The sequence below is a fragment of the Bacteroides thetaiotaomicron VPI-5482 genome, from assembly GCF_000011065.1.
Classification (GTDB): domain Bacteria; phylum Bacteroidota; class Bacteroidia; order Bacteroidales; family Bacteroidaceae; genus Bacteroides; species Bacteroides thetaiotaomicron.
The window spans coordinates 2,909,051-2,923,641 of the sequence record NC_004663.1; the positions used below are offsets into that span (position 1 = coordinate 2,909,051).

At 35.7% G+C, this 14,591-nt stretch carries 15 protein-coding genes and 1 pseudogene; 6 read left to right on the top strand and 10 right to left on the bottom strand.

The genetic code is table 11. The annotated features are described in order from the left end of the window. Positions 1–257: 257 nt before the first annotated feature. The 8 genes from BT_RS11770 to BT_RS11800 all read right to left on the bottom strand — a co-directional run bounded on the left by BT_RS11770 (position 258) and on the right by BT_RS11800 (position 8,319). Complete coding sequence (locus BT_RS11770) at positions 258–797, bottom strand: hypothetical protein (RefSeq protein WP_007485363.1); 540 nt, start codon at positions 795–797, stop codon at positions 258–260. Next, positions 781–1,512 (bottom strand): DUF3800 domain-containing protein, encoded by a 732-nt coding sequence (locus tag BT_RS11775; RefSeq protein WP_007485361.1) that lies wholly within the window; start codon positions 1,510–1,512, stop codon positions 781–783. The genes BT_RS11770 and BT_RS11775 overlap by 17 nt, the downstream gene beginning before the upstream one ends. Before the next feature lie 33 nt (positions 1,513–1,545). Next, positions 1,546–2,265, bottom strand: coding sequence for a DUF6088 family protein (locus BT_RS11780; protein WP_007485360.1), 720 nt, complete (start codon positions 2,263–2,265; stop codon positions 1,546–1,548). A 19-nt stretch (positions 2,266–2,284) separates the two neighbouring features. Then, entirely contained in the window at positions 2,285–5,002 is a 2,718-nt protein-coding gene (locus BT_RS11785; RefSeq protein ID WP_011108228.1) for an NACHT domain-containing protein, read from the bottom strand. Positions 5,003–5,007: 5 nt separating this feature from the next. Continuing rightward, a complete protein-coding gene (locus BT_RS24620) occupies positions 5,008–5,325 on the bottom strand; it encodes a metallophosphoesterase family protein (RefSeq protein WP_011108229.1) in 318 nt (105 codons plus the stop codon). Between the two features lie 254 nt (positions 5,326–5,579). Continuing rightward, positions 5,580–5,933 carry a helix-turn-helix domain-containing protein gene (locus tag BT_RS11790; protein ID WP_005643639.1) on the bottom strand — a complete coding sequence of 118 codons (354 nt, stop codon included), beginning with the start codon at positions 5,931–5,933 and terminating at the stop codon, positions 5,580–5,582. A 12-nt stretch (positions 5,934–5,945) separates the two neighbouring features. Continuing rightward, positions 5,946–7,991 (bottom strand): bifunctional DNA primase/helicase, encoded by a 2,046-nt coding sequence (locus BT_RS11795; protein ID WP_011108230.1) that lies wholly within the window; start codon positions 7,989–7,991, stop codon positions 5,946–5,948. Continuing rightward, entirely contained in the window at positions 7,975–8,319 is a 345-nt protein-coding gene (locus BT_RS11800) for a helix-turn-helix domain-containing protein (protein ID WP_007485354.1), read from the bottom strand. The genes BT_RS11795 and BT_RS11800 overlap by 17 nt, the downstream gene beginning before the upstream one ends. A 661-nt stretch (positions 8,320–8,980) precedes the next feature. On the opposite strand from BT_RS11800, the pseudogene BT_RS11805 reads away from it, so the two are divergent. Then, positions 8,981–9,775 (top strand): annotated as a pseudogene (locus BT_RS11805) (site-specific integrase); the annotation flags it as partial. Between the two features lie 122 nt (positions 9,776–9,897). Here BT_RS11805 and BT_RS11810 read toward each other — a convergent pair. Continuing rightward, a complete protein-coding gene (locus BT_RS11810) occupies positions 9,898–10,191 on the bottom strand; it encodes a helix-turn-helix domain-containing protein (protein WP_011108232.1) in 294 nt (97 codons plus the stop codon). A gap of 53 nt (positions 10,192–10,244) precedes the next feature. Further along, positions 10,245–10,538 carry a DUF3876 domain-containing protein gene (locus BT_RS11815; RefSeq protein WP_011108233.1) on the bottom strand — a complete coding sequence of 98 codons (294 nt, stop codon included), beginning with the start codon at positions 10,536–10,538 and terminating at the stop codon, positions 10,245–10,247. Between the two features lie 278 nt (positions 10,539–10,816). Between BT_RS11815 and BT_RS11820 the strand changes: the two genes are divergently transcribed. From BT_RS11820 to BT_RS11840, 5 genes are all read left to right on the top strand, one after another. After that, positions 10,817–11,632: a helix-turn-helix domain-containing protein gene (locus tag BT_RS11820; protein ID WP_011108234.1), complete on the top strand. Its 816-nt coding sequence runs from the start codon at positions 10,817–10,819 to the stop codon at positions 11,630–11,632. Between the two features lie 187 nt (positions 11,633–11,819). After that, entirely contained in the window at positions 11,820–12,212 is a 393-nt protein-coding gene (locus tag BT_RS11825; RefSeq protein WP_011108235.1) for an SH3 domain-containing protein, read from the top strand. A gap of 76 nt (positions 12,213–12,288) precedes the next feature. Further along, a complete protein-coding gene (locus tag BT_RS11830) occupies positions 12,289–12,561 on the top strand; it encodes a TfoX/Sxy family protein (RefSeq protein WP_008777585.1) in 273 nt (90 codons plus the stop codon). A 231-nt stretch (positions 12,562–12,792) separates the two neighbouring features. After that, positions 12,793–13,725: a hypothetical protein gene (locus tag BT_RS11835; RefSeq protein WP_011108236.1), complete on the top strand. Its 933-nt coding sequence runs from the start codon at positions 12,793–12,795 to the stop codon at positions 13,723–13,725. A 2-nt stretch (positions 13,726–13,727) separates the two neighbouring features. Further along, complete coding sequence (locus BT_RS11840; protein ID WP_011108237.1) at positions 13,728–14,525, top strand: helix-turn-helix domain-containing protein; 798 nt, start codon at positions 13,728–13,730, stop codon at positions 14,523–14,525. Positions 14,526–14,591: the final 66 nt, after the last annotated feature.

The window sequence follows — 14,591 nt, forward strand, 5'->3', positions numbered from 1 at the left end:
AACAACCCCACTCCGCCGGCTTCCCATGAAACAGCGGAGTGGGGTTTTATACTATACAGACAACCGACATTTTACCGCCGTAAAATTTACGGCGGTAAAATGTCGATTTCCCTGAAGTTAAAAAAACATATATTATTCCTTATATATACTCAAATCCTTGTTTAAAACAAAAGAAGTATCTATATTTGCAGTGTCATCGCTCGAAGAACGAAGGACTTGGTTGCCCGCATTACCGTAAATGCGGTTTTTTTATGCCCTTATTTTTCCCTGTTTATATATTTGTTTTGGTAATAAGGTTGATTATCGCAATCAACACAAAATCCTGTAATTAATGCGTAATCCGGTTGTATGTATTCAACTATAACAATATATTGTTTACCTCTATACCAATAATAGTCACGGAGAGTTCCGTCATCTTCAATATACCGAAAATAAGTAATACGCTTATCTTCTTTATTCTCTAAAATAGGTCTTATCCAATGTACCCTATTAGCTCTTTCTTCACGAAATTCTCTTATTTTTCTGGAAGTTTTATACTTTCCACCTTTAATAGTACGAGTAATTACGTGAACAAACTTCTCATAGTATTGCTCAAAATCAACAGGAAGATTGTCTTTTTTGCTATTTTTATACAAATACGGTTTCACTTTTAAAGGAGTACCATCAATAATTACGGTATTCTCAAAAAAATCCCGATGAAAAATGGCATGAAGTTCATCCATTTTTTCTTGTTCCGTTTCTGCAACCCCGTCTGCAAAATACGGTTTTAAAGCTCCTAATTCATCTGCTACTGTCATTGCGCTTACGAGGTTGGTGATCAAAAATATTAAATTTGATTTCTCCCGGTTCTGTACCTTCATCCAAAACATAACCAGATTTCATTTCAATATAGTTGATCAGTTCTTTTTTTGCCAAGCTGCCATCTTTCTTCAAGTGAAGACCTCTCGCTTTATAAGTTACTGCACCTATGAAAAAATCTGCTAACTGTATAAATTGTGATTCATGGGAACGTATATGCTGAAAAGAAAGAAAAGGCGATTTACCATGAAACTTATTAGAGAAGACCTCTTGGATTTTATTAAGTTTTGCACGTCCTTTCGTATCTTTTATATCCAAAAATACACGGTAATTATTCATTGCAGAAGGATTAGTGTATGGATTGACAAGCAAGTAATAAATCATTTTATAGTAAAAATTATCATGCTCGCCGTTGTTGAAAGACAAATTGTCTAAACGGTCTTTGTACTTAACAAGAATACATCTGAACTCCATGTTTGAGTCAAAAAAGTAATCTATAAGTTCTTTATACATATCAATATGGGTGTTACTGATTGTATTCCATTTTATCTCATGTAAAATATTATGCCCTCGCTTAATCGCTTTTATGCATTGTTTCATTTCTTCAGTCTGCTCCTTTGGCACCTTTATATAACCAATACACATGACAGGAAAATGATCATGTTCTAAATGACAGCTTTCATCTATATAGAATGTAAATTGTTCTTTATTCATAAGGTCGCTATATATTATTCTTTCCAATTATAATTACTGAATTCTCCATTTTCTCACTTCGGGTAATACTTGCTTATCTATCTTTACATTGTATAAAGTAAGAGGATTTAGTGTATTCCATAATGGCAATGCTTTGTTTGTACCGTATATGTTCTCAACCATCGCTCCAAGTAAAGCACGCACCATTGGAGGATATTTTTTTGCAAGTATAAGTAGCTCATCCCTATCTTTTTTATTCAAATTCTGAATAATAGTCATTATACACTTACATGATTGGCTGGTAGTTGTATCCGGTATCTCTTTTATAAACTTAATGGCATCCAATAGCTGCAATAAAGGTATATTTTCCTTTGTTATGGGATTAGACTGAATCACGAAACTAATCGTGAACATTCCTCTTACCGTTTTGTTTTTACGTACATTTGTGCCAATTTGGATGATATTCGGCACTTGTGTAGTCAATCCTAATCGATTAAAAGCTAAGTATCCAGTCATATAACCAATAACTTCTCCATCCTTCTCAAGAAAGTCTTTTACAACTTCTTCTAACTTAGGCTTTAGCATTCCAAAAACACTTTTTTTAGGTTTATAGAAGCGTCCTTTTGAGATTTTGGCAATAATACCTTCAGCTACTAAGCGATTTAAGATTTTGATAACTCTTTCACTCCGTTCTGGAGACAAATTTAAATCTTGATATGTAAAAACATAATCAGACTCAAAATTTTCAATTCTTTGTCGAATTTCCTTTATCATTACCGTCTTTCTTCAATAGTTATGTCCTGCTAATAAGATTATTACCACGAGGTTGTATTAATGACATTTTTAAAGTACTTGCTATTCTTTGTCTTTCATCATATTTTACATAATTATTGTACAAATATGATTTAACACGTGCTTTTAGTATTCTTAATGCCACAGGATTATTCTCAAACTCTTTATATAATAATCTTAACTCGGGTATTGATAATTTCCCATAGCACGTCTTTATTGAAAATGATATTAGTTTCGCAGCAGGAGTATTCAATTCATTTGCTACATCATCAAAAATAGGTTTAAGATCTCTATTCCCTACTGAATTGATCACCTTTGAGAAAATACCCAAGCAAAAATTAAAAGACATTAATTGAAAGAATAAATTTATTCTTTCAGCAATTTCTGATTTAGAATCAGCCTTTTCAACTTTACTCTGAATAGAAATAGTCAATTCTTCTTTAGTGCTTTTGACTATTTTCCCCAAAAAACCTATAGTTCTAAAAGCAGTTAGATACAACTCCTTTATCATTTCATGTAACTTTTGTTTTGAAATAGAACCTTTCCTATTTTTAATAATTTGTCCTACAATTTCCAATGATCTAACAGCTTGATAGAAAGATATAATTTCAGAAGGCATATTTTGATAATCTTCTTCGTAAGTATTATCTTTCATCTGCAATTCTAACTTATCCCTACTTTCTAAGCTTTTCTCACGTTCCTGTATGGGATCTGTATTAGATCGGATAATATCATCTTTAAATTCCTGAATAATATCTTTTATTAATTCATTAAATGAACCATTCCTTTCAAGGGTTATAGGCTCAATATCATCAAATGGAATCATTGATGCTAATATTGTTTCATCTATTAAAAATGAATCTTTTGAATGATGTGCAACAAAAATCAGAATATTAGCATATTTATCAACCTGTATATTTTTACATAAATATTGTATTATTTTCCTTCCTTTTTCTTCTGTTAATATTGTTGCAATCTTTTGGGCAACAAGAAAATAGAAAATATAATTATAGCCAAAATGAAACCATTCATCTTCATCATAGACAAGAAGACCGGATCCTAATAGTTTATCCCTCACTTCGGTAAAAGAAGGTGCTATATAATTAGCTGAATAATTTTTATGAAACTCTTGAAATTCAATATCAGACAACGATTTTTTCTTTTTATCAAACAAAGAAAATGCTAATTCTGACAAATAATTTATATAAGTATCAATATCTTCATTTTTGATTTTAGCCTTTGCCGCTAAAGCGAAATGTATTAAAGACTGATAGCAATATCCATATGAAGTTTGTTCATAATTGTTAGGTTTTACTAAATTCATTGATTGAAGAATGGATAATACAAATATAGGATAGGAAGGTATTAATTTATCTCCCAAAAAAGTTTGAACTTGTTCATATGAATCTTTTGTTTTTTCTAAAAAAATCTGTTCTGTAATACTATATGGATTTTCCTCATTTAAACGATGATAATTTTCTATTAATTTATTTCTTTTCTTGTGACCAAGGGGTAGTATCTTACCACAAAAAACATCTTTAGTGGTAGATTCTAAAACAGAAATAATATTATATATAGAAGAAGTTGTAATGATAATTCTCGAAAAACGATTCTCGAGCTTTTTTAATAATTCTAAGATTGATTTATTATTCAACTCTGCCGAATTAAGATTATCTATAAACAATATCTTACATTCGTTAGAATATTGACTATATTCTTCAAATGATTTATTTTCATATTGTTCTATAAAGGCTTTTTCTAAAGGTTTATCTATTTCCATCTTCTTAAAGCATTTCCCATTAATCAACAATGGGAATTTTTGATGTAAAATAGAGTCAAGATACATCATATTAATCAAGCTGGATTTACCAGATTGATTTTCTCCTTCAAGCAATACTACTTTGTAATTTGAACTCCCTATAAAAATAGAACTGTCAACATAATTCTCATATAATTCTTTCTTTAAATCATTGGTTTTCTCAATGTCAGGATATATAAATATATCTTTCAATTTGATTTTTTTATCATCATTGAAAAATAAAGGCAGTTTCATATCATTCAAAGAAGACAAGAAGGCCTGATTTGAATGAAAATCAAGATTGTTATGTCCTATTTCTTTTAATGAAAACTTTTGTTCCTCCTGTTGTGAGTAGATAGTTCCATTCCAATGAAATGGATAATTAAATCCAATCCTATTTTCTGTGTTTATGATGAACACTTGAAAACCTGAATGAACTTTTTTTGCTTGATTCATTTGTAATGCCTCTCCTGCAAAAATATAGCACTCCTTATGTGTGTTTAAGTCCGTATGAATCATTCCTTGCCTTTCATGTTCATGTCCATAAATAACTACATCAGAAAAGCTATTGATCAGTTCGGAAAATTCATGCTTATTATTTTCTTCTGTATTAGGATTTAACCAAGATGAATGATGATGAAAAACTGATATATTTATCGTTGCTTTTGTATTAATAGTCTCTTCTATATTTTTTATAGGATAGAAAAGACTACCAACATTTTCATTAATAGAAGACATCCAAGCTGTATTAAAAGAATGAAAAATAACAACCTCTTTTTGTATATCATCTATATATTCCTTGTAAATACATGGTTTGGTTTCTTGTCCATTAATCGAGCTTTCAAAATTCCAAAAAGGTTCTTGCACGATAAGACATTGTTCTATAACACTATTATCATCACCAATATAATCATAATTCATATTTTTTATAGCATTTTTCTCGCCTGTCTATCCATATTGAAATTGCAATCATGATTTCCGGGAGTAAAAATTATTTGTTCATAGACCTTATCTTTATACAATGTTTTAAGTAAACTTCTTATTGAATTCAAAAACTTTGAAGCCAAAATATATTCTTCTTCACTACCAGAGTAAACAACATCACCTGTAAACACTATATATATGCGATCACATTCTTCATATATCGTTTTGACGGAAGCAACAAGAGATGAAAACTCACTCAAAATCCAATCAGTGGCACTTTTTATGTGAGAATCTGTAAAGTGTAATATTCCTAATTTCATAAATGACAGTTTTTGCAAAGGTAAAAAAACGCCCAGTTTTTACGCCACAAAACTGGAATATTTTTAAGTGCATACATAAAAAATGATACCCCTCCGGACCGCTGTCCTTTGAAGTATCACCATTCGAACAAGAAAAGAAACTTCATCCTGTTTCACAACTGTATGAAGTCATTGCCATGACAAACACCAATACGCAGTTTGGGATTTCCTGCCTCACGGCAGTAGTTTCACCGGTACAAAGCAAAAACATGGACTTATTCTTTCGGCAGCGGATAGCTCTCGGACAGTTTGTCCTCACGTGCCTGCCGTTTTATCTCGTTCTCGTCGAAGTTGTTGCGGATGAACTCGTGCAAGTCCGACTCCTTGTAATATGTCTTGTGATATATCGAATAGAACTTCAACACCCCGTTATTCCGGTATCGTTGCAGCGTGCGTTTGCTGATGCGCAACAACAGGCATACTTCCTGATTGTCGTACAGACGCTCTCCGTTCAGGTAGTTCAGGTGCTTTTCCCTCGTTTCCGCCTTGTCCAGCTTCCGTGAGATGCGGTACAGCTCACCCATGATACGTTCCATCCATGCTTCAAATTCCGTTTTATCTACTAACATACGCTTTCCTCCTTAAAAGTTCCCGACAACATAATAGCTCTGGTTATCGGATGATTTCAGAATGATTTCTTTCTCACGCATGAACCTGATGTAGCTTTTCGCCGTACGTTCCTTCACTTCCAGTATCGACTGGATTTCTTCCGCAAGCTCCACATAAGTAACAAAGCGCCTCCGGCTGAATACCTCTTTGGCCACCGCTACAAGCTCATCCTCTTTGCGCTTGTCCTTTTCCTCTTTCGGCTTTTCGCCCAGATAGACGTGCATGGCCTTTTCCTTATCCCACGAAAACTGCATGATAGGCACATCCAGCGGACTTCCATCCCTTACTTTCAGAGCCTTCACCACCGATATGGCCGGATCGCTGTCCTTCTCTATGGAAAGGATTGCCGCAGCCTTCCGCTGCAACTCGCTTCCCAAGTGTCCCCTCAGCTTCAGCCCGTTGGGGATAAAATGCAGTACCGTAACGATACACGTCTTGTAGATACCGGCCAGCCGGTACAGCTCTTCCACGACGGCTATGCTCTCCGCTTCATCGTTGGCGCATTTTATCAAATCCGCAATCCCGTCTATCACCACCAGATGAACACCGCCGTATTGATAATGGTACTTGTCCAAGCTCTGGATAATGGAAAGCAGGCGTTCTTTCCGGCTCATTCCCGTAAGACAATACGCCTTGAACCATTCCGGCATCGCCTCACGTCCGCATCGCCGCAGCAGGTTGCTGATATTCTTATACAGCTGTACTTCGCTCTGTTCCGTGTCATAGAACAGTACCGCCTTGTTCCTGCTGTTTTCGTGGAGCGTAACGCCCAGCGCATCCACATCCGTTCCGGTGGGACGGATAGCACCGGCAATCAGTGCCGCCACATAGTTGCTTTTTCCCGTGCCTTCTCCGCCGGTGATACAAAGCAGGTTGCCTTGAGTTCCGAGAGGCACGTCATTTACCGATACGATCATCTGTGCAATGGGAGGCGGGTTGTTGAAATCCACCTCGCAGGATTTCAAAGCCGACATGGTTTCACTGTATAAGGTTTCCAGATAGTCCAGAAAAAGTTTTATCAAATCCTCACGGCTGTTCCCCAGCATGAAGTAGTCCGATACATCCTTTTCCGTCTTTGTACCGGCAAGCGGGAGCAACAATCGTTTAATCCCGTATTCCTTCAGCTCCTCTTCACGCTTCGCCGAGCTTTTCAGTCCGGTACTGTCCACATCATAGAGGAGGATGATATGCTTGAACCGGAACGAAAGCCGGTGTATGACAGCCGCAGGGATAAAAGCCGTTTCCGAATTGAAACAGATCGCATGGAAGCCGTGTGCCGCCAGGCTCATCACATCCTTTTCCCCGCCTGTGATAAAGAGCAGATCACCCTTTGCCGGCAGCTGCTCCAGCCCGAAACAGTAGTTGTCGCCAAAATCACCGGCGTACAGGAACCGCATTTGTGAACACGGACGGTAAACCTTGATATGCTGTTTCCCCATATATCCGAACATCGGTTCATCGACGCTTGTCATGCAGGAAAAAGGCTTCCTTTCCTGGTTCTCGCTGCTGAACTTCTTCAGCGATACCGTCCGGTACGCTTTCAGAACATTTTCCCCGATTCCCGATTTACCCCAAAAGGCAAGTTCCGCAGCCGTAAAGGGCTTTTGCACGACAGTATAAGGCCGGACGCTTTTCGCTTTCGGTTCTTCCGATACCACTTCACTCTTTTGGGGGACTTTGCTATGGCTCACATGATATTCCTCATGTGCGGACAGCCCCAAATGCAGATCGCGGTTTATCATTTCCATGATCTCGACAAACTCTTTAGGCTCCTTGCAGCTAAGGCCGTTCAGCCTGCCCACCAGTTCAAAGCAGTCCCCTGAATAATCCTCGTTCCCGAAATCCTTCATTTTAAACACACCGGCCTTGCGTTCGTAATAAATATTGCACGAAGCCTTCGTATCCTTATAAAAAGGGTTCAGGAAGTTCTTTCCCACCTTGAAGTCCACCGGCAGGTAATAGCGGAATACGGAAATGCCCTTTTCCGTCATTTTCAGTATATCATCCTTTCTTATCATTGCCGGTTCTCGTTAGGTAGTTCTTGCGAAAATCCTCCAATGTTTGAGGCTTGCACCGAATGGTACGCTCTTCCAGACAGCGTTCGACCTCCGACAGCTTGTACATACACCGTCCACGCAGCATGGAGTAGCTGATCAGGTTTTCATCCCTCAGGCGTTGCAATGTACGTGTACTGATCCCTAAAGCTTCCGCCAGTTGGTTGCTGTCCAGCCAAGTCTCCTTTTTTTCTTCCGAAGGCAGCTGCGCTTCGGCTACATACCCGGCGATTTTTTCAATCTTCCCTACAAGCGCTTTATACGCTTCACTTTCAAATGTAATAACTTCCATAACAAACTTAATTTTTAATGTTTGCTGCAAAAGAATAACAATAAAAGGCAGCGCATGGGATACTATACGTGTACTACACCATGATTTTTTCGGTTCAGCGAAAAAGGAGGGGGAACCACTTCACATAAACGGCGGTATCGAGGCGGACGGAAAGGCTGTAGGACTGATGCAACATCCGCCCGGTGCAAGGGGCAAACCTATCCATATATATAGGTTCGCCCCTTGCACTAGGGATCTTTTTTTAAAGATTTAATAATCAAATGTTTGGAAAATAAAAAGTAATGCTCTATCTTTGCGGCATCAGAGAACGGCTGACAAACGAATGCCTCTCACTGACAACAAGCGTTCCTATAAATCGTTACTAATTCGTTACGGTACAATTTTTTAAGGTTTACAAGAGCTTATAAATCAAAGATATAGACCGCTACGGTGAAAGCCCCAGCTGGATCACTGAAAACAAAAGAAAAATCAAGCAAATCCCTGATAATCAAGTATTATCGGGGATTTCTTTTTTTTGGCAGGTAGCAGAAAATAGCCGTTTCAAGCATATTATCGGTGGATAAATCGTGGGACTAAAATTTAATCGAAAAAAGTCCCACGAATTTGCATCTTTCTCGCTGATTCATAGCTTTTTGCATGGTCGTACTTTGGAAGAGAATAATTAAAGAACGGTGAAGCACTCGTATGCATGAGAATCACCGTAAATGGCTGTATAGTAGACATTTCTATCAAAAGAAGCTGTCCTGTAGACCTATGGAATCAGGCTAAAGAGAATTCAAAAGGCAAAGACCGTATGTCGGTGGAACCGAACCACTACTTAGAAATCACACGTTCCCACGTACATCAAATTTATAGAGAACTGGAAACTTCCGGCAAGGTTATCACTGTTGATCTTGTTAGAAAACCGTATTATGATGTGGACGAAGATAACAAAACGCTATTACAGGTATTCAGGGAGCATAACGAACAAAGCCGCAAGCTAATCGGTAAAGACTTTATTAGTAAAACCGTTCAACGGTATGAAACCACTACCCGATATTTGGAGGAATTCATTAAGAAAGAATATCAGTTATCGGATATTGCCCTGAACAACTTGGAAGCCAACTTCATTTCTAAGTTCGATGCTTTCTTGAAGATTGAAAAAGGTTGTGCGCAGAACTCCGCTATCACCCGATTAAAGAACTTAAAGAAGATTATCCGCATTGCCTTGGAAAATGACTGGATAAAGAAAGATCCATTCGCTTACTATCGTTTCAAACTGAAAGAAACATATCCTGAATTTCTGACAATGGACGAGATTAAAATCATTCTCGCTAAAGAGTTCACAATTAAACGAGTAGAACAGGTACGAGACGTTTTCATTTTTTGCAGTTATACCGGTTTGGCGTTCAGCGATGTGAAAGACTTATCACCTGAACACTTGCTAAAAGACAATAAAGGAGAACTTTGGATAAAAATCTTCCTCTCATTTCATTCGAGCGTATTTTCATCTAAAAACTTGCACAGACTAAATACTTCACTGGCAAAGTCAATGATTCAAATTAAATTCTGAAAAAAAATGTTCTCAGGGCTAGCAGGTTATTCTTTCCAACCTTCAAAGTAATGCTTTTGGAGCAACTTATCAATATCACTTTGACGATAGATGATTTTACCTTTTATCTGGATAAAGGGGATTAGCCCCGTATCTCGCCATTCCTGCAAGGTTCGTAGACTGACATTCAGTTTCTTGGAAACCTCATTATTAGAAAGAAAACGTTCCCCGTTCAAGTGTGGCTTGTAGTGCTTTACAATAGATTCAATGCCGTCCAGCATCGAATCGAGCGAAGAAATAAATTCTTTGATTTGTAGGGTATCTTTATTTATTAGTTCCATGACTGAAAGATTGTTTTATTGAAATATTGATTTCAAGATCTCTAGATAGCAGGCTAGTTGCGCAGATAGTCCCCCAATGATGAGATGCTAAGTACATCTTTTGCCGGGTCATAATCTACAGAGAGCCGTTTGGATGCAGTGGCAATAAAATACTGGCTACCATCTTGCTGTATCTCATAAGTAGCGGGTGAAGCCTGCTTGGTGGTTTCCGATACATATACAATAGAAAGGAGATATTCTTTACCGTTCCGGTAGATGATAACCGTAGGATTCAGATTAACGCTTTCCCATGTGCCGACAATGGAAAACAGATTGAAGGATGGATAATCTTCATTAGTTCTTTTCATAAGACATGATTTGTTTGGGTGATAGTTTCCCCAATAACACTTAAATCTTCATGATAAATATCATGAGCACACTCCAAATTTTACTATATTGCAACAATTTATAAATGTAGTCAGCATGAAGTTCAAAGACCTTTCAATTACGATCCATACAAATAAAGTAAAGGAATGCATAGATTTCTACACCGAATATTTTAAAGCTATGTCAGCTTTTGATTTATAGTGAGAGATAGCCGATATATAAAGTTGATAAAGTAATAATCTAAGTTAGCACTCGTAATTTGAAATTGGAATACAACATAAGAAGCCTGTACACTCCAGTACAGCCAGCAGTAATAGGAACTAATGGCGAGGTCTCATATATTGAGTTGCCACCTGACGCACAACTACAAGACTTTATTTATTGTTATTGGAATCTAAAGACTATTAAGCCACTAGATGATATATACAATTATCGTGTAGTTGCTGATGGGTGTATTGATATCGTTTTTAATTGTACAAATTATGATGAAACATATATAATGGGGTACTGCAATTCTTTTGTGAAGATTGGCATTGATAAAGAATTCAATTATTTCGGAATACGGTTTCTTCCGGGTATATTTCCGTCACTATTTAATATAGATGCGTCAGAATTAAGCAACCATTACGAACGTTTAAATACCGTGCAACCTTGTATATACAATGTAATTCAACAATCGAAAGATAGATGCTTATGCCTTCAGGATTTGTGCGATGAACTCAATATCTATTTTATTAAGCACATAAATAAAATAGATAAACCTTTTGATAATAGATTTTTCTGTGCATTAGAAACTATTTTAAAAAGCAAAGGATCGATTATTATTGAGAAAGATTTGAATGATGGAATAAGTAGTCGTCATTTACAACGACTTTTTAATTTTTACATAGGAGATACAGCCAAGTCTTTTTGCCGAATTGTTCGTTTTCAAAATCTTTTAAAGATTGACCCTTCAGTTAAATTAATAAAATCCGAAAAATCATATTATGATTTTGGTTACTATGACCAAACTCATTTCATAAAAGAGTTTAAATTATTTTACGGTAAAACGCCCTTAAAGATCGCTGCTGAATAAAATGTCCGATTTTTCCTATTTTTGAAAAACTCTATGTTTTAACTTCGCGGCATGGAATTACATAGCATAAAGCAACTGTCAATACTTTATGTAATAACCAGTAAAGATGAAGTTAAATATAACCAGCGATTTAATAAATCGCTAAAAATATAAAAGCAACTATTGAAAACAACTTAATAACAAGATAATGAAATATTTATATAAATATATTGTTGTGTGCAAATGGGTTGAAAGCTATAAAAATCCTATTATATTAAAGAAAGATGAAAAAGTTGTAGTCAATTTAGCTATAAAAGAAACTGATCCAGAATGGGTAAATTGGGTTTGGTGCATAGCGGGCAATGGAATGACAGGTTGGGTACCTATACAAATTTTGAACGTATGTGAGACCTTACCGAATGAATGGCAAATAGCTATTGCATTAGAAGACTATTCTGCTTATGAGTTACCAGTAAATCAAGACGAGATAGTAATCGGCTCAAGATACCTAAATGGTTGGTTATGGTGTCGAAAAGAAAATTCAACCAAGGAAGGTTGGGTACCGATTAGATGTTTAAAGCGATCTATTGAATCATTGTAGAATAAGTATTGCCGAAATGATAAAATATTACCGAATTTGTAGAAAGAAGATATATATTACGTAATCCATAGTAAAAATGAAATCAAAAATAGACAACAATTTAAGAAATGCGAAGAATATAGGTGCAACAATCGAGAAATACCTTAATGAAATTGGTATATTCACTTTAGCCGATCTTGCAGAAACAACATCTGTCAAAGCTTTTATAAAGATACGTGAACAACATCCTGAAAAGACTATACCTGTGTGCTATTATCTCTATTCTTTAGAAGGAGCTCTATTAAACTTACATTGGAATGATATTCCATCAGAATTAAAAAAAGAACTAAAAGATAAAATTCAGGATTAACTATTAGAACAAATTTGATTAATGATTAGGCTATTAAAAAAATTAGCAGATTGATTCATTTTTACACTTATTAATATGACATATGAGATTACCTTTGCAAAAAACAATAAGTACATTAAAATGATACGATTACAAAATAAAAACAGGTTTTGAAAAGGAAGCCATTATTAAGTCCTCAGTTATAAAAGAGGGACAAATAGTTGATGAACATTTATATAGTATTAGGAAAAAATGAAAAAAGATATAGGCGATCACCTTATTAGTAAGTTAGATTTGCAGGATATAGCTAAAGTGTTGTCCGATGAATTAAGCGGGTCGGAACTGAACACTGTTTTACTGGACATTTTTAACAAGCGTGTTCAGCAGGAAACTCCCTCGTCTTTACTAAGTAAATATGAGGGTAACAAGCTTGTTAAGCCCGCCTTATTAGAAGATGTTTTAGAATATAAAGAAAAAGAATTACGGTGCTATAAATTAATAGCAGGTAGAGGATTTGAACCCATAGAACTTTCCCCGGTCGCTCAGTTTGGGACAAATAGTGTTATAGCAACAGTAGATCAGAAAAAAGTCCTTACTTCTTTAAGAAACACAGAAGTACAGGCAGACCCGACGAATACAATAGCATTACATTACGCATCGTTAAAGAAAAAAGGAGAATTAGATAACAAAACCTATAATTACAGCAACATTTCACGGGTAATAAGGACACAGGTATTTAATAATCCTAATTTCACTCCTCATTTTACTGTTCTCGCCCTTATTTCATGTGGTAGAGATACTGGTAGCTTTAATTTTGAGAAAGAAGAATTATTAAAACATTTAACTACATCGTATGAGATATGTAAAAGTTACGGTGTGGAGAAAATATATTATGAGATTATTCCATGCAAAGGTTATGACAGTCAAAGCCCGCTTATAATGGAATCAATATCGTATGTCCGGAAAAAGAATAGTAATCTTGAGGTCTTGGTTATAGCACCGGAACATGATAATAACTATTACCATGGTTTCAGAATAAAGCAGCAAATAGTGATCGGCGGCAATACTATTGAAATTGCTGACGGTGGATTGCTTGATTGGACACAACAGCTATTAACCAACAAAAAAGAGCGAATGATGACATTCGGGCTTGGTATTCAGGTATTATATCACCTAACTAAATAAACATGGTAAAGAGTAAAGTCATATTTGAAGATGAAGAACAGGTAGAGATTAAATATCCTTGTTTTGAATTAAAGGATATTGTTGAGTATTATTTTGAAATATATACTCCTAACAATTCTATAACTCCATTTTCACTTGTGGCTTTGCCCAATGCTAATATCTTAGTTTCAATTTATATCTCCGATAGTAGTCAGACATTCAAAGTACATCGTGAACATGGTATAATTGATACATCGGGTGATAAGATATCTGGTAGCTTAACAGAAGCGATCACTGTAATACACGCTCCCGGAACCCATGAATTTTCAATAAAATTCAAGCCGGGAGTTTTGTACTCCTGTTTGTCTAAAGATATTTCAACTTTGGTGGATAATCATTTGTCTCTGCAAAAGTATCTAAATCAAAAAGTAATAGACGAACTAAAATTAAAAAGCTCTTTTGCCGAGCGAGTTCAGTTTGTAGAGAATTGGCTTTTAAGTAATATGAAAATCTTTAGTTCTGATTTCAAACTCAACACTGTAATAAAAGCAATTTACCATATCAATAATAACCGTAATTACAAATTGAACACAGTAAGTAAGGAAGTTGGGGTGTCAAATCCTACACTCAATAGATATTTCAAAGAAGTATTAGGTATATCACCCAAACAATGCTTTAAAGCTTTACGCTTTAAAACTGCATTGAAGAACTATCGTGCAAATGGTAGTTATGATTTATACGACGAATTGGGATATACCGACTTTTCCCATTTTGTAAAAGAAGCTAAAAATTTGGCAAACACAACTCCATCAGAACTATAACAAAAAGAGAAAGTAATAAAGACTATAAAAGTACATTTATAAAATATTATCTATGACAATGAATGA